This is a genomic window from Pedobacter glucosidilyticus DSM 23534 (genome assembly GCF_000425145.1).
Classification (GTDB): Bacteria; Bacteroidota; Bacteroidia; order Sphingobacteriales; family Sphingobacteriaceae; genus Pseudopedobacter; species Pseudopedobacter glucosidilyticus.
This window is the reverse complement of the sequence record NZ_AULF01000010.1, coordinates 105,045-128,327: the sequence shown is the minus strand read 5'-3', so window position 1 is coordinate 128,327 and position 23,283 is coordinate 105,045. Positions and strand designations below refer to the sequence as shown.

12 protein-coding genes are annotated in these 23,283 nt (G+C 36.4%); all 12 read right to left on the bottom strand.

From position 1 onward, the window contains the following. Positions 1 to 4: 4 nt before the first annotated feature. Positions 5 to 643, bottom strand: coding sequence for a DUF3826 domain-containing protein (locus H510_RS0104015; RefSeq protein WP_036691803.1), 639 nt, complete (start codon positions 641 to 643; stop codon positions 5 to 7). A 1-nt stretch (position 644) separates the two neighbouring features. Then, on the bottom strand, positions 645 to 3,398 hold the full coding sequence (locus H510_RS0104010; protein ID WP_026903132.1) for an alpha-L-rhamnosidase: 2,754 nt from the start codon (positions 3,396 to 3,398) through the stop codon (positions 645 to 647). A gap of 2 nt (positions 3,399 to 3,400) precedes the next feature. Continuing rightward, positions 3,401 to 6,175 carry a glycoside hydrolase family 2 protein gene (locus H510_RS0104005; protein WP_036691800.1) on the bottom strand — a complete coding sequence of 925 codons (2,775 nt, stop codon included), beginning with the start codon at positions 6,173 to 6,175 and terminating at the stop codon, positions 3,401 to 3,403. Positions 6,176 to 6,177: 2 nt separating this feature from the next. Next, positions 6,178 to 8,022, bottom strand: coding sequence for an exo-alpha-sialidase (locus tag H510_RS0104000; RefSeq protein WP_036691797.1), 1,845 nt, complete (start codon positions 8,020 to 8,022; stop codon positions 6,178 to 6,180). Position 8,023: 1 nt separating this feature from the next. Further along, entirely contained in the window at positions 8,024 to 8,875 is an 852-nt protein-coding gene (locus H510_RS0103995; protein ID WP_425413792.1) for a glycoside hydrolase family 43 protein, read from the bottom strand. Between the two features lie 233 nt (positions 8,876 to 9,108). Further along, the gene (locus H510_RS0103990; protein ID WP_036691792.1) at positions 9,109 to 10,503 is read right to left on the bottom strand and encodes a glycoside hydrolase family 140 protein; all 1,395 of its coding nucleotides are present in this window, start codon (positions 10,501 to 10,503) and stop codon (positions 9,109 to 9,111) included. A 7-nt stretch (positions 10,504 to 10,510) separates the two neighbouring features. Then, a complete protein-coding gene (locus H510_RS18200; RefSeq protein ID WP_155977813.1) occupies positions 10,511 to 13,663 on the bottom strand; it encodes a DUF6298 domain-containing protein in 3,153 nt (1,050 codons plus the stop codon). Positions 13,664 to 14,200: 537 nt separating this feature from the next. Continuing rightward, positions 14,201 to 15,853, bottom strand: a complete 1,653-nt coding sequence (locus H510_RS0103980) for a pectate lyase family protein (protein ID WP_026903127.1) — start codon at positions 15,851 to 15,853, stop codon at positions 14,201 to 14,203. Between the two features lie 171 nt (positions 15,854 to 16,024). Then, positions 16,025 to 16,954, bottom strand: a complete 930-nt coding sequence (locus H510_RS0103975; RefSeq protein WP_026903126.1) for a hypothetical protein — start codon at positions 16,952 to 16,954, stop codon at positions 16,025 to 16,027. Between the two features lie 68 nt (positions 16,955 to 17,022). Beyond that, positions 17,023 to 18,891: a RagB/SusD family nutrient uptake outer membrane protein gene (locus H510_RS0103970; RefSeq protein WP_026903125.1), complete on the bottom strand. Its 1,869-nt coding sequence runs from the start codon at positions 18,889 to 18,891 to the stop codon at positions 17,023 to 17,025. Positions 18,892 to 18,904: 13 nt separating this feature from the next. Continuing rightward, the gene (locus H510_RS0103965) at positions 18,905 to 22,117 is read right to left on the bottom strand and encodes a SusC/RagA family TonB-linked outer membrane protein (RefSeq protein ID WP_081659178.1); all 3,213 of its coding nucleotides are present in this window, start codon (positions 22,115 to 22,117) and stop codon (positions 18,905 to 18,907) included. A gap of 272 nt (positions 22,118 to 22,389) precedes the next feature. Beyond that, entirely contained in the window at positions 22,390 to 23,076 is a 687-nt protein-coding gene (locus H510_RS0103960) for a DUF3826 domain-containing protein (protein ID WP_051291037.1), read from the bottom strand. Positions 23,077 to 23,283 lie beyond the last annotated feature (207 nt).

Below are 23,283 nucleotides of genomic sequence, written 5' to 3'. Positions count from 1 at the left end.
GGTTTTACTTTTTTGCTTCTGCTTGTTTCTTTGCCTTTTGGGCGTTTACATAGTCTTTATACATTTGTCGCCAGTTTCTGCCATTGTTGTTTAAATACTGCTCGCACTTGTTTTTGTAAATCTCAAAAATGGCCGATATCTGTTTCATGCTTTTATAATCAACAGCCATTTCGCGAGCTTCTTCTAAATTCTTTTGGATAAAAGCTTCTTCAGTAGCTGTCATGTTAGGTACAATGGCTTTATAACCTTGCATGGTAAATGCTACCTTACCGATGGTGTATTTATCTAAAATGGCAATTACTTGTTCTGGAGATAAATCGGCTCTTAAGCCAGTCATTAAGTTTTTGTGTACGCTATCTGGCATGGCAGAATCTGCAATAATTTGGCGGTGTAACTCGCTTAATTTCTCTCCTGTAATAGGGTTTATACCAGCCGGAACTGTGCTTGCCGGGTGGCTATTATGCCAATCTCTTACAGCTGTTAAATGCTTTGCAATAACCGCTTTTACACGATTTTCTTTGGCAGCATCATTTAAATTTAAGCTGCTTACCCACTCGGCAGCTTTTTGCTCTTGCTCTGTTTGGGCTTTTACCAAAATGGGTAGTGCCAGCCATAACAGCATGATGTATTTAAGACTTTTCATATTAATTCACTTTAAAATGATAACTACCAGAAAGCACTTCGTAAATAGCCTTGCCGCCTTCTGTTTTAATGTATTTGATGTTTGATGAATCGTTAATTTTCTGGTTCCCTTCTTTTACCTCTTGTTTATCCTTTACAGGGATGTAAACCAAAGCACTGCTATTTGCAGGAATGGTTATTTGCCAGTTAAATGATGATTTTTCTTTCTTCCAATAACTTTTAACCTCACCGTAAGGAGATTGATAACTTGCATTTACCCAGTTTAGCCCATTGATTTCTTCTGGTTTCATGATGATTTTTTTGAAGCCAGTTTGCTGTGTATCAGAACTGATGCCTGCCAAACTTTCGTAATACCAAATGAGTAAATCGCCCAGCATCATCACATGGTTTTGCGAATTCATTTTTGGTGCTGCTGTATTGCCATTCCATAACTCCCAAATGGTGGTAGCGCCATTTTCTAGCATATAGCCCCAAGATGGATAAGTGGTGTTGGTAGCTATTTTAAAAGCTAAATCGTTTCTTCCGATTTGGGTTAGCGTACGCATAAGCCACTGTGTACCCACTACGCCAGTACTTAAATGTCCTTTGTTTTTATTCTCGATGATGTCTATTACCTGAGTAATTACTTGCTTTCTTTGCTCTCCTTCTGCTATGCCGAAAGCCAATGGTAAAAGATTATCTGTTAACTTATTACTGCCATAATAACCGTTTTTATAAAACTCCTGATTAAAGGCTTTTTTCATTTTAGCAGCCTCTTGTGTAAAATACAAGCTATCCTGAGTATTACCTGTTAAGACACTAAATTTGGTCATGATGGTAAGCAAATGGTAGTAATAAGCCGTAGAAATTAAAGCACTGGGGTGCTTTTGATCTGCATTTACACCACGTCCGTCTTCTGCCGTTAAAGGTGGTTCGCACCAATCGCCGTAGCTATCTTTGGTGATGATACCTTTATCGTTCATGTATCGGTCTTTCATGTATGAAAGCCATTTTTTTATAGCAGGGTAATTTTGCTCTAAAACCTTAACATCAGCTGTTTGGCGGTAAAGCATATCGGTAACCAAAGTTAAAGTTGCTGGCCAGCTCACGTTATCGCTATAATATCTCCAAAAGGCAGGGGCAACATCTGGTATAGCACCATCTTCTTTTTGTGCGTATCTGATATCATCTAACCATTTAGCGTAAAATGTAGCATTGTCAAATAAAAAGTTCTCGCCGTAAGCACCCACGGTACGGTCGCCCAACCAAGGCTGGCGCTCGTTACGTTGCGGACAATCTATCGGCATCCCTTTATAATTGGATGCTATACCCCACCAAGAGTTCTTAAAAATTTGGTTTAATAATGCATGTGATGATTGAAAAGTTCCGGTAGTAGCCATATCATCATAAACAAACCTACCTACAAAACTTTCTTTGCTAGGTTGCCCTTTAAAACCGCTTACTTCTGTATAGCGGAAACCGTGATATACAAATTTAGGCTCCCAAACTTCTTTACCTTTTCCGTTAAGGATATAAGTATCTGTAACTTTAGCATCACGTAAGTTGGTGGTGAAGAGCTCGCCATTGCTTTGTAAAGATTCTGCAAAACGCATTTTGATGGTATCACCAATTGTACCTTGTACACTTATTTTCATCCAGCCAGAAAAATTCTGTCCAAAATCTATCAGATACTTGCCATTACCTTTTGGTGTGATGCTAACCGGATAAATATCTTGCATCACCTTCATTGGTGCTATTTTCTGAGCTTCAAACTTACCGCCTGGCTCTTGCACATACTCGGCTTTAAGCCATTCTTGATCATTAAAACCAGGTTGCGCCCAGCCTATAAATTCTTTTCTGGCATCGTAAACCTCACCATCATACTCGTTATTGGCTAGTATCGGGCCGTTTGCAGTACCTTTCCAGCTTTCATCAGTTTTAATGGTTTCTGAGGTTCCATCGGTATACTGTACATGGATTTGCATCAATAACTTAGGGAAACCAAAAGTTTTTACTTTATAAGGCTTAGCCTGACGCATGGCATAATACCTACCATTCCCTAAAATTACACCAATAGCTTGTTTACCTTGGTTCATGTTTGAAGTAATATCAAAAGCATTGTACTGGATATTTTCCTGATAATCTGTTGGTGCAGGCGCTAAAACCTGATTGCCAATTTTTTGTCCGTTTACATAAAACTCATACAAACCTAAGCCCATGATGTAGGCTGTTGCCGATTTGATTTGCTTTTTTACCTCAAACTCTTTGCGGAAGTAACGAGCAGATAACTTTTGTTCCTCCTCATTATCCCAAGGAAAATGACGGTCGAAACCTATCCAGCGGCCATTCCAAGCTTTATAATACAATAAACCAACTGTCCAGTTAGCCGTTTCACTCCAAGCGCTTTCGCCTTTATTTGTCCAAACTTTAACTTTCCAGAAGCATTTTTCTCTGGCTTTTAAAGTTTTACCTGCATAGGGGTTGTGTAAAGACTCGCTGGTATTTACTTTACCAGAGTTCCATAAATCAGCATCTTTTTCTGTTAATTTTTCAGGAGAAGAAGCTACCAAAACTTGCCAAGCTGTTTGCATAACCCCTCTTTGCAGACTGCTAATTTGCCAGCTTAAACGAGGTTGGCTATTATCTATAGCTAATGGGTTTTCTAAAGACTCGCATCTTAGTTTTTGTACACTTATTTGCGCTAAGCATACATCAGCTGTTATGAGCCATAACAGCGTTAATATAAAAGTCTTATAGTTGAACAGGTTCTTTTTCATCTTTAATCTTTCCCTGTAAAATCAAAATACAATGTCATATCTAAAGCTCTTTTAGGTTCTTTCTCAAAATCATAATAAATATGTTTCATCCCCATTGGACCAGTAGTTTCTGGTTTTTGAGTTTTAGTACCTATAGCTGCAATACCATTCATGAAAGAAATATCCCCGGAAGGGAAAGTCATTTGCATATTTTCCCACTCGGTATCTTTTTGCTTTTTAGGCGTAAACAACCTTAAAAAGATATCTTCCTTATCGGTATAAACCTTAAAACTTTGTTCTTTGGTGATGAATTTGCACCAGTACATATTGGCGTAATAACCTTTAAACTCTGGATATTCAAAAGGAATTTCTCCGGTAGAATTATCGTTATAATCTTTTTTCCAGATGCCAAATTGGTTACCTTTCATACGGTTTTTCCAAACACGGTAAGGACCAAAACCCATAAATTCTACCCCTTTTATTTGCTCTTCTGGAAAAGAGAAGTTTACACCTACATATCTGGTAAAATAGCTCTCGGGGAAATATTTAACCTGCATTTTCACCATTCCCGATGGATATATTGTCCACTGTAAAGTGTTAAAGCTTTCCTTTTTATCAAAAGATGAAGAGATGATGATATTATCGCCGTCTTGCTTTAAGCTGAAATTTTTAAAGTTTGTAGCTCCTTCTTGTATAAAAGGCCCATTGTTAAAAGGAATTACTCCTTTTTGATTTTGTACCTGCTCTAAAATTCCTGTTGTTTTATTGATGCTGAGTTGTAAATCGGCAACTTTTAAAACATAAGCATTAGTACTTTCTGTAGCTTCTACCTTGTTTTTGAATGAATTAGATAAAGCTATTTTCAAGGTATTTTCTGGCCTAGTGATAGGGAAACTCCAGGTAAAAATTTCTTGTCCGTATACATCTTTAGCCGTTACAAATAAAACATCAAAAGTGTTCCAGTCTGACGGTAAAAGTATTTGTAATGCCCCTTTTTCTAAAGGTTTTAGATTTGGAGCTTCTATTTGACCTGTTTTAACCAAGTTTTCGCCTTGTGTGGCTAACTTGCTTAGTTTATAACTGAAACTGCATTGGTTAAGATTGGTAAAATGGTAGCGGTTTTCTATGATGAGTTTACCATCAAAAGCTGGGGTAATTTCTCTGCGTTCTATAAAAACCGGTGACCAAATTTCTTTTATAGCATAAAAGCTACCTTCTTTTTCGTGATGCGGACCAACAATACCATCAGCACCGTGGTTACCATCGGTATCTAATATTCCATTTTTATCGGTACGTACCACGCCTTGGTCGGCAAAATCCCATAAAAAACCACCTGCCGATAGCGGATTGCTCCACATGGCTTTCCAATAATCTTCTAAACCAGCGGCATGACCACCGTCAAACATCCCATGTAAAAACTCGGTAGGCATGATGATATTTCTACCTTGATCGTAATTGCCAATGCCATAATTATATTCGCGGTAATGCGTAGTTTCAAAACCTCCGTAAATTTCCCAAGGGTGTACAACAGGTCTTTTTTGGATGTCTAATTGTGTAAATAATGGGTCTAAATCTGTATTATGACCACCCTCGTTACCATTTGCCCAAAAAATAATGGATGGATGATTTTCATCTCTAACAAACATTTCTTTGAGCAGTTTAGTACCTGTTGGCGTATCGTAATGCCCATGCCAGCCAGCTAGCTCGTTCATCACATATAAACCCAAAGAATCGCAAGCTTCAAGTAAATGACTATCAGGCGGATAATGTGCCATCCTGATGGCATTCATATTCATTTCTTTGATAAGTTTTACATCATTTATGCTGATGGTTTTACTTGTTGTTCTGCCAGATTCTGGCCAAAAAGAATGGTGATTAACCCCTTTAAATTTAATTTTTACGCCATTGATGTAAACGCCATCACGCTCCCTTAGCTCTACCGTACGGAAACCAATATTTTTACTGATTTGATGAAGCAATTTAGAACCATCGTATAAAGAAAAAACAGCTTTGTACAGGTTTGGAAACTCTGCCGACCATAATTTAGGGGCTTTAAAAGTTGTTTTAATAAGATTTAAATTACCCGATAATGCTTGTTGATGTTTCCCTAACCTTTTACCAGCTTGGTCAAAAACTTCTAAAACTAGTTTTTGGGCTTCGCCCTGATGTGCAACTTTAGCTTGAAAAGAGCCATCGGCTTTAGCATCTATAGAAACTTGTTGGATATGTTGTTTTGGTAAAGCTTCTAAAAAAACAGGTCTAAAAATGCCTCCAAAAATCCAGTAATCAGCCTCGCGTTCTGCTGCATTAACAGATTTATTTGCAGAATGCTTGCTTACCGTAACCTCTAACAAATTGCTTTCCTGAAATTTTACTAGCTCGGTAATATTATATTTAAACTGATAAAAAGAACCTTGATGTATCTCTCCTGCTACTTTTCCGTTAATTTTAACTTCGGCATCAGTCATCACACCATCAAAAACCAAATTGATTTTCTTGTTCTTCCAAGCATCGGCAACTGTGAAACTATATTTATAAAGTCCTTTTTCTTTGCCTTTATTTACCTCTTTATTAAAGCCATAATTATATTTACCAAAGCCCTGTAACTCCCAGTTAGAAGGTACGGCAATACTTGTCCATTTGCCAGAGTTTGCACCATCGGTACAGAAAAAATCCCAGTTTTTAGTATTGCCAAAACCAGTTCCAGAAAGCATAACTTTTTCTGTTTGTTGCGCAGATAAACCAGCTGTTATCAAAAACAGAATCAAAGTAAAATATATGTTTAGGCTCTTGAACATGATTATTTGCTTAGCGCTGATGTTTTTAAAGCGTGAATAAAATAAACGGCTTCTTTTACAGGCTCGCCCGGATTTTTTAAATCATAATCCTGATCGGTTGGTGTATCCGCATCTGGAAAACGACTAACTTCACCTGTTCTAAAAGCTACCCTACTAATTTCTGCTACCGGAGCAAAAAACAGTTTTGTCCCCTTCTCTTGTCCGTTTAAAAACAGTTTGTAAGAACGGGTTTTAGTATTTACCTCTAATCTTAAAGTATAGGTTTTACCGGCTTCGTATTTAGCAATCCCACTGTTGCGATAACCTGCTTTAGATTTCAATTCTCCATCAGCATCAACAATAATGCGGGTTGCGGCAATACCTTTTTGGTCTAATAGTTCTATGTGTAACAAGCCTTTATCAGCCTGAGCCGGCGTAAAAGAAAACTCGATAGAAACTTGCTCTGCCGAAGGGATGACTCTTTCTACTTTAGCGTAATCGTACAAATCCTTATCGCGTAAAGCCAAAGCTTTTTTACCATTAGGAGCTTGCTCTATTTTTGCGGAAGCCCAAAGCGGACTATAAATATTCCATTCTTTTAATTCTTCGCCAGTTTTTAAATCTGCAAAAACATCATTTACAGGCGTTTCTACTTTATCTTTAACCGGAACAGGAATTTTTGCTACCCACATATCTTCTTTATTCATGCTGTAGCCAACCCACATATTCTTATCAGCCGGGATGCCGTTACCTTCTAAAATACCTCTTACATACTGCGGGCCGTAAGATTTATAATTTCCTCCGTAACGCATAGGAGATATTTCGCCATTTACCAATAATAAATTGCGATAATTTAAACCATCATCACTCACAGAAACAGCCAAAGGCCAACGGTATTCTGAAGGATTGTAAACCGTAGCATATTTACCATCGGAAGTTTTTTGCCCCCATATTTTAGCATTGCTATTTACAAAACCTGGTGCTCTTACAGCATCGTATTGCCAGCTTTTACCTCCATTGGTGCTAATGCTGGTTAAAGCATGTTTCCAAAAGCCAGCAATTCTGCCATCAGGTAAAGTATAATAGCTAAAAGCTTTAATAGCTCTTTTGTAAGGCACTAAAGGGTCGTTTCTATCAGCCTCTTCAGACCATTGCTGCATCAATAAAGGTTTAGAAAGTAACTCGTTACAAGCAGCTACAAAGCCTTTGTCTTTACTTTTTGTATAGAAAGGATATTGAGCCAATTTGGTATTGAAAGAAGCATTAAAACGGATGAAATAGATAGGGCCATAAGTGCCATCTTTATAAATTTCACGCACTACTCGGCCAATGCCATTACCATCATTAGGGTCGTCTTTAGCATCTAAAGCCACACCATAATAACCCAAAACCAATAACCTATTGCTAGCACTTACATAAAATCCCATGCGTTGGTGCATAATGGCATATAAATCTTTAGCCTTACCGGGATGATTGGGTTTTGTAAAGCCATCTGGCACTTTGTAAGGCGGAAAAACTACTGCTGGTGCCGACCATTGGTAGCCATCTTTAGATGTTTGCAGCAAGGTTTTACCTTCTGCGATATGCTCGCCCACGGGGTTACTCAAATACTCTAAAAAGAAAGTATTGTTCCAATAAGCCAACATGGGTTGGTGGTTATAAGTAAAATTATGGCCAGCGTTATATTCTGGATGCATTCTGTTTGCTCGCATCACTTGTATATTATGTACACCTACCGCCAAACTTAACTGCCCATGGTGGTAATCTACATTAGAAAGCGTTTTTCCAATATATCTCACCGTGTCTTGCTGGGCTAGCAAACTAGAGGTGCTTAATGCTATGGCTATACAGGTTTGAATGATTTTCATATTAATTTTTTTCGGCTTTATTGATGATTGCCTTCAGATGTTTTGCTTTGGCTTTAAAAATAGTCCCGTGTTTGTGCCCTTCAGGCAGTTTAATTTCTGTATTGATATTTTTAAAGCTTTTGAAATCTTGGGTACTTACTGCGGCATATTTTTTATCTCCGTAAGAGTCGTAATAAATAAGCCAGTTGTTAGCTACTTTTACTACGGATGGACCTTCTGTTAAATGAGGCGTAAAAGCAGCAGAAACTTGGTTATATGGCCCCAATGGATGTTTAGCAAAAGCTACTTTCATGTTCCGGTTTGGCCGAGTGTTATCTTTCAAAACCAAAACATAATCTTGTTGAGCCCTTTTCACTATTACAGCATCTATGACACTAAAACCGGGGTCTATAAATAATTTTGTAGGCGTAAAAGTTTTAAAATCTTTAGTGGTAGTGTAATACATACGGTGGTTGTTCTGCTCTTCTTCTATTCCTTTTTCAAAGCGGTAAGGAATGGTAGAAGCCCAAATAATGATAAATTGCTTTTCCTCATCATCATAAAACAACTCTGGCGCCCAAACATTTACCGTAGTTGCTTCATGCTGCATTACTGGAATAAATTGCTGTGCCGACCAATTCATTAAATCTTTAGAACTGGCATAGCCGAAACCTTTATCGCCTTTCCAGCTGCTTGTCCATACTAAATGGTAAACCCCGTCTGGACCTTGTACAATAGATGGGTCTCTCATTACTTTTTGGGAACCTATCTCTGGTTTTAAGAAAACCTGATTTAAATCTTCCCAATGGTAGGCGTCTTTACTATAAAGCAATCTTAAGCCATCTGTTGCTGGCTCATGAAAAGAAGTAAACATGTAAACATTTGGGTTGCATGAAGAAAAAAACATCGCTAAGAAAAAAAGAAACATCAGCCTAAATCCCTCTCTAAAGGAGAAGAATTGCCATGCTTGCTTGTTTAATTTCCTTATATGATTAATTCTTTGCATTGTTTATTCTTATCTACTATCTATTACTCTCTTTACCCAGTTCTTTCTACTTTATAATCAGTACTTTATACTTTCTACTTTGTACTTTATACTTTCTACTCTTAAAAACTCTCCAAAACCAACACCCAATCATTCCCTTCTTTAACATCGCCCGGTGGGTTAAACTCCTTTACACCTTTATTTTCTACTTTAGCTTCTTCTTTGTATTTACCATCGCGTGGGTTAAACCAAGAAACTTTCACCTCATCACCTTTAATTTTACCCATATTGATTTTCATATTTCTACCCGTATAGGTATAAATCATGGCGTAATCATCTGCTCTGGTAGCTATCAATCGGTTATATTTTTCTCCGTTTTCTGCAATTAGACTTTGGTCTGGAATACGATTGAAATAAGGTTTAGACAGCATTAGATTTTTTAAATGAACCATTTGCTTAGCTCCTGGCGCATGAATAGCTTGGCTCCATAATTCTTTTGAGCCATAAGCGCTTGTAGAATCTGTTTTTTGATGCATTTGCATCACTGAGTTATGACCATAAGTATACCCAAAAGCACCAGCAAAAACCGACCAGTAGCCGTATCTGCGAACATCAGCATCTGTCCAACGTGGTTCTAAAGTATCATGTAAACCTTGCGGGATGCCCTCGTATGAAGGTTCTCCATCTATAGTTGGTTTAAGCGGGCTTAATTTTAAATCGGCTTCCATAAACTTCCAGTTGTCTTCGCCGTAATGCTTCACTTCTTTTTTTGAAGTATCTTGGTCGTACCTTCTATGGCCAGATTGTACCATATTAAAATCTAACCAACTTTCCTTATGAAACCAGTCTGATGAAGCTGTTCTGCCTCTCGGATGAAAAGTTATCAAATGCCTATCGTCATGAGCTCTTAAAGTTTCACCTATTTTCTTCCATACAGCTAAAGAATCACTGCCTTTGATATCGCCACCGTTTAACCAAATGATATTGTTGCGGTCTTTGTATCGCTTAGCTAAAAATTTAGCGTATTGTTCTGCTTGTGCTACGCTAACCTTTCCATCTTTAACATTAGTACCCCAAACAGGCACTAAAGCCATGTAAATACCTTTTTCGCTAGCTTTATCGATGATAAAATCTAGATGATCCCAATAATCATAAGCCAAAGAATCTTGCGGGTTGTTTCCTGCTGTGGTATCTGGCGTAGCAACATTTGCGTTTATTAAAGAAGAGTCTCCGTATACATTTACCGAAGGAACGGTATGTAAAACCATAGCTTGTACCACATTAAAGCCTTTTTGCTTGCGGTCTTCAAGATAAGTTTCTGCCTCTGCCCTGTTTAGTTTATTGAATAATAACCAGCCTGTATCCCCCAACCAGAAAAAAGGTTTACCATCCTCTGTCATTAAATACCTCTTGTTTTCTGATATTTTAAGCAATTGCACTCCATGATACTCTTCAGTAGTTTGACATGCAGTAAATGCTATCGCTATCAAAAAAACAATGTTTATGATTCTCTTCATCTTTATCTTATTTTTTCTTTATCCAAACCACCACATCACTTTTTAAATCTTCTGTTTTAATGGCTTGATTATTAATTTTTATAGTGCTTTGCTTTAAAACTTTACCGCTTTGTGGACTGATGTAGCTGAGCACATAAGTTCCGTTTCCTAGTTTTACCTCTGCCTGATTATTTTGGTAAACAATAGCCGATGATTCATTTGCCAAAGTATAAAAGCCTTTTTGTGATTGTGGCTGTGGTTTCATGGTTGCAGCGTCTTTTAAGAAATTTTCATCAGTAATAAGAGGCAAATCTGCCAGAGACCCGCCAGCCATGAATACTGCCCAACCCATTCTATCGTAATTACCTGCATTATAGATAACCGCTTTATCTGGATATTTAGAACGATACTCGGCCACAGCCCTATAAACCTGCTCAAAAGACGATTTACCAACTTTGGTTAAACGAGCATGCTGCCTTGGCGCTAAATTTTGTCCGCCTTTAGGTGCATAAGCCATACCGTTTTCTTGGTAAAACCAATATCTGATATCAATAACATTAACATATTTAGAACGCTCGGGGTCTGCTAAAATCTCGTCTTGTACATCTTTAGTAGCGCTTAAACCAATGATAGGCTTTTTACCTGTTTCTAATTCCCATTCTTTAATTACATCTAACCAAAAAGCTACAAAATGCGTTGGCCCAGTATACTCTGCACTAGTAAGTTGTATCACTGATGAATTATCTTTAAAATTCTCTAAACATTGGCGGATATAGTTACGATGCAAAGCCCTCCTTACGGGATGATTAACATCGTAAAACTGCTCTGCCATGAAAATGCGTTTATCGCCTGCATAAGGTACAGGCTCTGGAAAACCTGTATCATTGATGTTATTTGCTGGTCGCCAAGGGAAATCTGCATAATGTGCTCCAGCTTCTAGAATATTGTGCTGAAAATAGTTTTGATGTAAAAGTACCAGGCCTTTTTCATCAGCAAGGTTGGCAAACTGTTGTAACCTACCCCAATACCATTTGTTAAACGTAGTTAAATCGTATTTACTTAAGCCATCCCAGGCGATACCTTGGCCGCTGCGGGCAAAAGGTTGCTCGTAAAAAGGCGGCCAAACTTCTGCATCCATTCTTCTTACACGCTGGTGGTCATCCCTCCTACGCTCGTACCATAAACCGTAGTTATGATCCATTGCAACTACATTTTTTTGTTGCATGCTTGTTGTAAGTTCTTCTAAATCATCGGTTAAACCATTACCAATTTCGCCAGGTACAAAACGGGTAATATGTGGACGCATTTTATCTAAAGCGAATGGTCTAGCACTGCCAGACCACCATTGTATATCTTGCTTGGCACCTGTAACAACCTTGTCTTTATAAATGATAAAACCGTTTTTCAATTTCATATCGCCAGCTTTAAGATTTTCTTTAGCGATAATAGGCTTTAATATTTTAGCTCCGTTTGCATCGGTATTTATAGGTGTTCTTGAGCCAGCATCATCAATAAACTGACTTAATTGTAAAATAGGTTTTGCTGCTAGCTGCGTTAATGCTAAAGCTGTTTCTATAGAAGGACTAGAAGATGCTTCTGATGCTACAGGTAATAAAAATTTTCTGGCTGTTGCCGATTTTCCTAAACGATCTTCTAACTGTGCATAATAAAAACTTCTTGGGTTTACATGTTCATTAGACATATCCCAAAAGCCATCGCCAGCAAATTGTGCCCAAGTACCAAAAGCCCAATTTTGAGCTGTTGGTGGTTGCTCGTTATACACTTTAGCTGCACTACATTGCCAGAAAAGACTGTTAGCAGCTGTCCATCCTGCACCTTGCCCATCTTGTCCTCTATTTGCAAAACTTAAAGCTTGTCCGTCTATATTCATAACATCAAACAAAGCTCCTGAAGCCCAGCTATCTATAGCTCCGCTAAAGCTATGAGAATTTACAGCTTGGCATTGTACAAAAGCATTTGGCCCTGCTGCCATAAAACCTACGGCAAAATCATGGTAACCAAATTCAGCATATAACCTTTGAAATAATGTTTGTTGGCCTTTGGTGTAAAAAGTATTTCTACGCTCGCCACCAATTTCAGAAACTGGTGCTAAAGATTTACAATCTTCTACCGTTACGCGTTTACTGTTTTGATTTACATAAACCGCAGAACCTGCAAAATGCTTAAAGTTGATTTGTCTTACCCAAACATCGGCTGCATTTTCTATGTTGATAGCATTCCAGCGGTGGTCTTCGTCTTTTTTATTTTGTTGATTGTAATCTGATACTAATTGTAAATTTTCTACTCCGATATTGGTTATACGGCCATTCCACTGATATTTGGCCACCGTAGCTTGTCCAAATTGCTTATCTAAAGCTGTGGTAATGGGTACATCAATGGTGATGTTGTTACCATTGATAGCTATAATTTTTCTATCCCAAAAAATATCTCTTTGACCGGGCTTCCATCCTAAACTACTTAAACCACCACCAAAGGTTACGGTATTTAGTTTGGTTATCCATTCTTGTGTAGATGGACGATGGATCAGGATTTGATCTCCTACTTTAAATGAGCTCACGTCGGCAATTTTAAACTGAAAAGCGTTTACAGGTACGTAATCATCTACAATAGAAACAGGTGTTTGCTTTACCTGATTTTGTTTTCCTAAAACCCGAATTAATATTTCTCTGTTTGTGCCTTTACCTAAAATGGTAGTACCATTTACTAGAAATCCACTACCTCTTAAAACAACACCAGAAGCATTTATTTTGATAGTTCCATAAACTTGATAAACAGCTTTTTGCAAGAGTACAGCACCTCTGAAACCATTTTTATCTAAAGGTAATTTAGCTACTTCATCTATAGCTGCTTGTATAGTGGCGGTTGCATCGCCCAATATGGTTGGCACAACAACTTTCACAGGAACATTTGGAATAGCGTTTTCCCCTGCTTGGTAGCCACTGTAAGAATAATCAGGGATACGATTACCTAAAGCATCTGGCGTATAAGCCAATTTGCCTTCTTTTTGAAGATAAACAGGAGATTTTGGAGCTTCTTTTTTTTGTGCTTTAACAACTAGTGGAGATAATCCTAAAAACAAATAAACACCTAAACTAAAGAAGTTTAAGCTAAAACTATACACACCATGTTTAAGTACTTTTTTAAGCAAAATTATTGTCATTTAGGTTTGATTTATATCTAAAAAAAATTGTTGTAGCAAATTACTCATTTAGGTCAACAGATATATTTTTTTAGATATAAATTGGATTTTCTAATACAAATTTAATGGTTAAAGCACTTTTATTTTTGTAGTATTTTCTCTATGTCTTATATGATTTTGTCATAGGAAATAAAATATGATGAATCATCAAAAAAAAGTGATTATTATTTATAAAAAAGACATAATCCCTTCAAATTTTTATTCTTATGGAAAAAACATCAAGTCTTTACTATAACAATTTCATACAAAAAAAGGAGATACTGATGGGCAGTTCTCCTCTTTTATAAGCCAAACAAAATACCTAAGGTATGAGGTTTATAGATTCTTAGTGAAACCACTCGACTAAGAAAGCTTTTTACTAACTTTTATTACTAAGCTTAACCATGTTGGATAAATAGTGCATCAATAAACTATAATGAAAATTTTAATATAAAAATTTTTATGTTTCAAAACCTTTTAAGCTCAAGTTAAAGACTTAAAAAAAATGATTCTCTTTAATTAAGGTGTTACATTCTTAATATCAACAACACTATTTAAATAAACCTCTATGTTTGAATAACCCGAAGCAGTAATTTTACTCGCATCAGAAGCATCTTTAGGGTTTAAACCATTTCTTGTTTCATAATCATCGGGCATACCATCTTGATCACTGTCTTTATAGGGTTTACCTTCATATTTTGGATAACCTCCTACTTGACTGATATCGGTAATGATACCTCCTTTGTACGAATCTTTTGGTAATCTGCGATGTTTAAAATCAGCTTCAGGAAGTTTTACATCTTTTATATATTCTATCTCGCCAGTTCTTACTTGTTTCACAATTCTGGCATCAACTGGGTCTCTTTTTGGTAAAGTAGCACCTGCATTATCTAACACATAATTGTATGCTTGTTGTGCCGGAATAATTGTCATTTTAGGCATTGGTAAAGGCTTTTGAACTCGCATGGCAGCAAAGTAGGGCTTTGCTTCATCATAAGTCATAGATTCACCTTTTTTATTCTCTAACTGTATACCGCCATCCCAATTATTTTGGGTTACTTTAGTATTACCTTCCACAATATTGCCTTCCACATGTGCTCTTCCAAAAACAACATAAGGTAGTTTACTACGACCTGATTCTGGCTTTAAAATACGATAACCTATAGGTTGAGTTTTTGGTGTTAAAGGACCTGGTTTAAAATAGTTATTGATGATATTGTATTGTGCTGTATAATCGCCACCATCTATAGAACGGTGTACCCAGTTAAACATCACATTGTTAGCAAAATTAAAAATACCATTCCAACCAATTGATGGATTTCTTGCTGCATTATCTGCCCAAAGGTTTCTAACAAAAGCACAATTTTCTCCTCCTAAAGTACTGCCAAAAGCGTGGTTCCAAGTATCTAAAGCTTCAGAGAAAATAGAATTTTGGATGGTTATGTTTACTGTACCTAATTTAACTTCTGGCTTACCTGTACTATCGTTATACATGTGGCGATACATTGACATGTTTTCGTCTAATCCCCAACTTGCTGATACGTGATCTATCATGATATTTCCTACCGGATTACCACCAATAGCGTCATCTCTTCTACCCACATAGGTTTCGCCTCTTCTAAAGCGCATATATCTAATTACTACATCGTGGGTATTTAACCAAACTGATTCTCCTGCTACACAAACCCCATCTCCAGGAGCAGTTTGACCTGCTATGGTAATATACGGTGCTCTGATGATTAAAGGAGTTTTTAATCTGATGATGCCTGCTACATTGAAAACTACTATTCTGGCACCACCTTGCTCGCAGGCCCAACGTAAAGAACCGGGGCCACTATCATTAAGGTTAGTAACCACATAAACTTTACCGCCACGACCACCAAAAGCATAAGCACCGCCACCTTCTGCACCAGGGAAAGCTAGAATATCTGCCTGTGGTAAATCTGTAGGACGACCTGCCCAAGGAATATAAGGTTTTCCTTCTTTTGCCTCTTGCTCTATAATAGGTAGTGCTTTTTGCCAAGCTAAATCAGATTGCTTGGTAGCTTGCTTCATTAATTCTGCCGTTGCTTTTTGTACATCGTCTGGTATGCTTGGGTATTGCGCTTTTACTTGATAAGTAGTTAACATAACTGCTGCCCCCAGCAGGGTAGACTTCATCAGTTTCTTCATTTGATTAGTTTAATTTAGGAAAATATACGATGTTGATAAAGTATAATATTTCAAATATATACATATCTAACCTATCATATTTGTATCATTTTTACGAAGTATTGTAGGATTTTAGCCAATGAAAAAGTCGCTCTTAATAAAGGAGCGGCTAACTATGTTGATTTTTAAATATTAATTTTGAACTTTAACGCTAATATTTATAAAAGGCTTACCTTCAATATCAGTACTTACTGCATTTACTAATATACAACCATACTTATTTTCTGGTGTTAAAAAATAAACAGCACTACCTGCCACCAAACCTGTTGTTGTTGCCCTTAAATTAATAGTTCTTCTTCTAGCCTCGGTTTCAACAATCGTACCGGTCCTTAAAGTATTGTTAAACGTATTTGCATGCCCATTTACTGGCGCACTAAATAAAGTAGCTCTTTTTGTCCATGTACTAATATTGTAGGGAGCAAAAGGCAGAGGGTTTGCACTTAATGAGTATAAATTAATTACTGGGGTGGTACTGCTTGTTCTAAATATACCAAAATCAATATCTGCTGAACTTGCTTCGCCTGTAGTGTAACTGTAAGTATTTCCTGTTTTTATTGAGAAATAACATGGCAATACTTTAGCTACCGTATCAGGGAGATATACTCTTCTATTTGAAATATGATTAAAATTAGGCTTAACGTCGATAGTTACTTGTTTATATCCATCGCCCATATACACACCGCGTCTATCTACAGGCCAAACACGATAAGATGTTTTTCCAGATTTCACATTAGCTCTAAGTTTTACAACTCCTGAAAAACTTCTTCTTTTGGTTTCATCAGTGATAGGAATTCTTAAGAAAGGAACAGCACTCCCTACTTCTAACACGTTAATCTGATACATATCTTGCTTAGCAGACGTAACGGTATAATCTATATAAACACTATCACCATCATTTACTTCTTTGTAATCAGTTACGCTAAAAGGATGGTCTCCTTTAAAAGTTACTGTAACATCCGTAAACATATTAAAAATGTTTTCAGATTCTTTTTCACAAGACGATAAGGAAATTATAACACCAGCTATAACCCCAAATATTTTTAAACTTCTTACTATTTTCATTTTAATAAAGGTTTGCTTTAAGCACTACCATTCTTCTTAGAATAGTAATGCCTAAATTCTAAATAAAATTATTTAAGAGGATCAAAGGTTCCACCTTCCCAGCCAATAGTATGCTCTAGTAAGGGACTAGAATTCATAAATTGGTTGTGGAAAGTATAGAAATAATGATACTCTGGAACACTAAACGGACCATTACCTCCTGGTATAACCACTGTATGAGGATTAAAATAGAATAGATAGGTACTTTTAACATTTATATTTAAAGTATCTCTATTTCTTAATCCTGTTGTTGGATTAATAGCTTCTAGATGCGTTCTTAAGGCAGTAGTTTTAGTTGCTATTTGTATACCTTCTATGGTACCTGTTAAAGTGTGCATTTTTCTTAACCTTCTTAAGTCATGATGACGTTTAGCTTCAAATGCAAACTCTACCATTCTTTCATTAGTTATGAGTTCTCTCATTTGTTCTATGGTAGTTGCTAAACCTAAGCCAAAATCATTACCTGCAGTACCTTCTATAATACCAGCTCTTCTTCTAATTTCTCTTACTAATGTTTTTGCTAATACCATATCGCCTGTTTCATTAGCACATTCTGCATAATTTAGCATTACTTCAGCAAAACGTAACTCTATCCAATCCATACCGCTACCTCCAATATTAGAAGTATAGTTAACCGCTGATGCAGATAAATCTGGGCTTGAAAAACGTTTACAATACACACCTCTATTACCGCTTTCATTAATTGCATTGGTGTAAGTCCACTGTCTTCTATTATTATTACCACTTAATTTCCAATTACTACCATTATAAGCAATAGTTGCTTCAAATCTTGGGTCGCGATTTCTCCAGAACAAAGTAGCATCATAATCTGGATGACCTTGAATTGGTCTTCCATCTCTCATTGGATATGCATTTAACAATTTTGTAGTAGCAAAATAAGCATCGTTTGGAGAACCACCTTCAGAAGCTGGTCTTATTCTAGACTCCACATTATGCCCTCTTCTTTCTAATGTGCTAGAATAAGATCTTACCATAATGGCTTCGGTATTAGACGTACCTTCTGTTTGAAAAATAGTTGCATAATTAGCCATTAATTTTCTACCGGAAGCCAAGCAAATATCGTAAGCTTCTCTATTGGCCTCTAAAGCTCTTTGCCATCTGGCTGCGTCATAAGGGTGTTGAGGATCGTTAACAGGATTAAACTGCGGACTAGCCCAGTACAAGAGTACTTTTGCTTTTAAAGAAGCTGCGGCAGCTCTATTAATTTTACCTCTTTCTGTTGCATCTGCCCAGCTAATACCATTTAACTTAACCATTGCAGAATCTAAATCATTCACTATGGCATTGATACAATCTGCTGCTTTTGCTCTTCCAGATACCGTAATATTGTCTGGATCTTGAGGTTCTAAAACTAAAGGTACACCACCATAAATTCTTGTTAATTCAAAATAAGCCATTGCTCTTAAGGCGTAAAATTGACCTAATAGTTTATCTTGCGTAGCCTTGGGTAAAGTTCCTGTTGGAATACCCTTAATTGCATTATTACAACGAGCGATATCAAAATATCTATTATCACCTACGTTTGAGCCTTGGTATTTTGTAGCTACATATCTTACATCATTATTTGCTAATGTACCATTTACGCCAATAGCTCTTCTAGCCCAAGCTTCTGTTCCAGAGAAATAGTTTTCATCACTGGCTAAATGTATACCATACTGATTTATAGTATATTGATAAGGAAACTCTGGCATAATTAAACGGTATGTACCATCTAATAACATTTGGATAGCACCTTCGTTACTCCAAATTCTTGCATCTATCCCACCCCTATCTGGCAGTTCAAAAAATTCATCTTTGTTTACACAAGCTGAAAAAGAAACTATCACAGTATAATAAACAAGGGCATTTCTTAAAGCCTTTTTAAATATTGTTTTCATTTTATTTAATATTTTATAAGTTAACACTTAACCCCAAAGAAATAGTTCTTAATGTAGGGTAGTTATATGCACTTGATGTATATGGATCTTTATAAGGTAATGGATTTACGATTGTCCACAAGTTATTACCAGTAGCCAATATTCTTGCACTACCCAAACCTAACTTACTAGCAACTTTTGCTGGCACTTTATAACTTAGGGTCATGTTATTGATTCTTATAGTAGTACCATCTACTGCCCAGAAAGTTGAATTCCATCTTCTAACTGAGGCGGCATCATCAAATCTTGGGAATTTGCCCTCCATTGGATTTTCTGGTGTCCAGCGGTCTGTCCAAAAAGCAAGTGCATTAGTGGTAGTAGTAGGCGCAGTTAATGCTCTACTGTCATAAAACACCTTTCCTCCAAACCTTGCTGCTATATTTGTGCTTAAATTAAATGCTTTATAACCTAAGCTTAAATTAATACCTGACGCAAAAGCAGGAGTTGTTCTTTTAAACATAGGAACCATATCTCTATCAGTAATTCTTCCATCGCCATTGGTATCTTCAAAATATAACCATCCTGGTTGTGGTACTTTACCATCAATTGTATAGTTAGGGTTTTGTGCTAAGAAAGCATCAACTTCTTCTTGAGTTCTGAACATCCCTTTACTGATTAAACCTATATTGCTGCTGTTAAATCTCCTAGGGTCTGTACCAAACATAATTCTCCAATCTGGTGGAGTATTTTCAAATAATTGATAGATATTATAATAAGTTCTATCTACTACAGAGTTACCATATCCAAAGTTGATACTGGTATTAATAGATAAGTCTTTTCCAACTTTAGCTTTATATCCTAAAGTAAACTCAGAACCCCAAGAATAAGCCTGTCTGTAATTTACCGTAGGCGACTCAAAACCTACATACATTGGGAATATTTCATTTACACCACCATCAAAACCGTCATAAGTGTAATTTCTAAATACCTCAATACCAACATCTATTTTATTATTCAACATAGACATTTCTATACCGGCATTGAAAGTACTTTTCTTCTCCCAAGTAATATCTGGATTTGCTAAAACAGAAGGGTTCATCCCAACGGTATTAGTTTCTCCATAGATGTAACCATTGGTAACATCAACTCCATATCTTTCTTGCCACAACCTAGCATTTACCCTATCATCGCCTGTTATACCGAAATTAGCTTTTAGTTTTAAGAAGTTGATAAAAGGAACATTATCAATAAAGAAATTTTCTTTACTCACGATCCATCCTAAACCAATACTTGGAGAAAGCCCCCATCTATTTCCGGTTGCAAAATTTGAAGACGCATCTAAACGAGCAACCGCTTCCAGAATATATTTCTTATCTATGTCGTAATTAAAACGACCAAAGAAAGAGCGTTTGGAACTTTCTGTAATATTTAGACCACGACTTGTGATAAGATTAGGATCAAATGCCCAGTAATCCCCTATATTAGGTAACAATTGGTTAATCCATCTTACCCCTAAATTTTCTGAGTAACCTATAGTTTGCTCGCCACCTACTGTTAAATCAAAAGTATGCTTACCAATAGATCTACCATATTGTAAGGTAATAAAGCCTTGGTAGCTATTATCTCTTCCTAAAATAGGCTCTAACAAGCTGTTTGTGCCTCCAGAAACCACTCTTGTTGCAGAAACCTGATCAGTATAAAACAAATTATTTCCACCGGTTCTTGTAAAATCATAAACATTAAATGGTGGCCTGTAAACTTTGTTACTGGTATTACCACCACCTTGAGAAATTTGAAATCTTGTTTTAAAACCTTTTAGGAATTTTGGTTCGTAGGATAAACTAGCGTTTATACGATAACCTTGAGATCTTCTAGTATCCTCATATCCAGATGATATGATACCCAACGGACTATTATTTCTATTATTAAAGTTAACAGGTTTACCATCAATACTTATAGGCACCCACTGTGGTACAGTAACAATAGACTCAAAGAAAGTAGCATCTGTTTCGTTACCTAAATCATTCTGACTTTCTCTTATTCTATGGTCAACGTTAAAATTAAGATCCGCTTTTAAACCAGGAATAATTTCAGCTGTTAAACCACTTCTAAAAGAGTATTTGTCTTGCTTTGTACCTGCATAATTACCATTTTCATTTTGATAACTTCCGCCTACAAAGAATGTTATTTTTTCTGTTCCTCCAGAAATGCTAAGATTATGTCTTTGAGTTGTTGATGCTTGCCATAATTCATCATACCAGCTTTTAATTTGAGAGTTTTTAAGCACTTCTAAATCTGCCGGAGTGAAAAAGTTAGCTGCTGGTGCATTATTAACAGCAAAGTCACCATTAAGTAGTAAAGCATGTTCATAAGCTGATAGCATCTTTGGCGATGTTGCAGCATCAGAAACACCTACGTATCCATTATAAGTAATACTTGGCTTGCCTATTTTACCTCTTTTTGTGGTCACTAACACAACACCCTTAGCACCAGAAGCCCCGTAAATAGCGGCAGATGCATCTTTTAAAATGGTTATAGTCTCTACCATCGATGGGTCTAGGTTCTCAAAGCTTTCGGCAGGAACAGTAATTCCATCAATGATGTATAAAGGCTCATCTGTAACGCCAAATAAATTATTAGATGCAGAAGATCCACGTACGTTTAATCTGATACCAGCACCAGGTCTTCCAGAGGCCTCGCTTACGCCTACCCCAGCTATTCTATTTCTTAATGCCCCAGCTATGTTCGGAGCAGGAATATCCATTAATTCTTCTCCGGTTACGGTAGCTACAGAACCAATGATTTCTGAACGCTTTTTCTGACCATAACCTGTTACCACTACTTCATCCATAGCATTAGTACTTTCTTCCATAGTGATACTAATGTTTGTTCTACCAGCAACAGGAATTTCTTTTGTAGTAAAACCTAGAAATGATACGATAAGAGTTTCATTACCCGTAGGAAGATTTATTCTGAAAACTCCGTTAATATCTGTTGTGGTACCTGTATTTGTACCTTTTACTCTTACAGCAACACCAATTAATGGCTCTCCCTTACTGTCTTTTACCGTACCGGTAACATTTACCCAACGGGATGATGTGCTTATTGCTCCCGAATGAAGTGACAACCCGGCGTTTCGCTCTGTAGCCACACCAGAACCTGGCAAAAACAAAGCTAATAACAAAGGAGCGCAGGCTGCCCTTATTACGTTACGCTTGTTAAGTGGCTTTTGTAAAGATAACTTCATAGTTCTTCTTGATTCAATTGGTTATTATTAGATTTTGGTTAGTTCTTTTTAGGCAATAAAAACCACTTTACAGTAAATCGTATGATTACTGTTTCAAATAATTTTTATTGCTTTTTTATCGGATTATATACCTATAAATTGTAGCTTATAATCTTCAAATACGTTATGATAATTTAGGTTATAAAATATTGGTTAAAACATTTATATATCAAATATAGGAGTCAAAAATACTGCTTTTGTATAGCATTTTTTCAAAATACTATAGCATATTATCATTCCCTATTTTTCCTTTCTTTAGCCTCTTTTATGCGTTGCTCCCACTCTTGTCCAGCTTTTTTCATATCTATACCTTGCGCAGAAAGATAATTATTGATTTTACCTTTGTATTTCCCAAACCAAGCATGCTTTTTCTCTGATGATGGTGCATCCATAGCATGCTCACGAGCTTCTGTTAAAAAAGCTTTGATTTGCGCTTTTTGCTCCTCATTTAGGTTTGGTAACATTTCATGATAGCCTTTAAGGGTCAAAGGTAGAACACCATACGTCATACCATCTTTAACTTGTTCTATTTGCCCATCATTAAGCTCTTTCTCTAAAGCTCTGATATAATTTTTATGGATTTTAGAAAGCTTTTGGTCTGCCTTTTCTTGATAAGCTTTAGATTGTTTTTCGAGTTCAGCTTTCTGATCTTTTAAATTAGTCTTAAGCTTACTAATAACATCGTTTCTTTCTTCGTGATGCTGATTGATAATTTGATATTGATTGGCTATGATAGCTGTTACTTTTTTGTACTGAATGGAATCTGAAATACCTAGTTGAGAAACAATTTTCTCTGCCCTTTTTTTAATAATCTCCTGATACGAAGTTTTATCTTGCTTACTACCTTGCGCTTTTACATGATTAAACCCTATAATGATAAGGAAAATAAAAAGCAATAATTTTAGAGAAGTAACTTTCATTTTTGGATTGATAAAAAAATATGATAATTGGCTACCTATAATGGTCTTACACAAAGTACATCAATAATAAAAAATGATTCATGCTTATTTTTATCAATTTTTTATAGGATATTATCATTAAAATTTTGTGATTATTTACTTAATCATCTCTATCATTATCAACCTATTATAGGGCTGATGATTTCTATCATGAAGCTTTTAATTTTT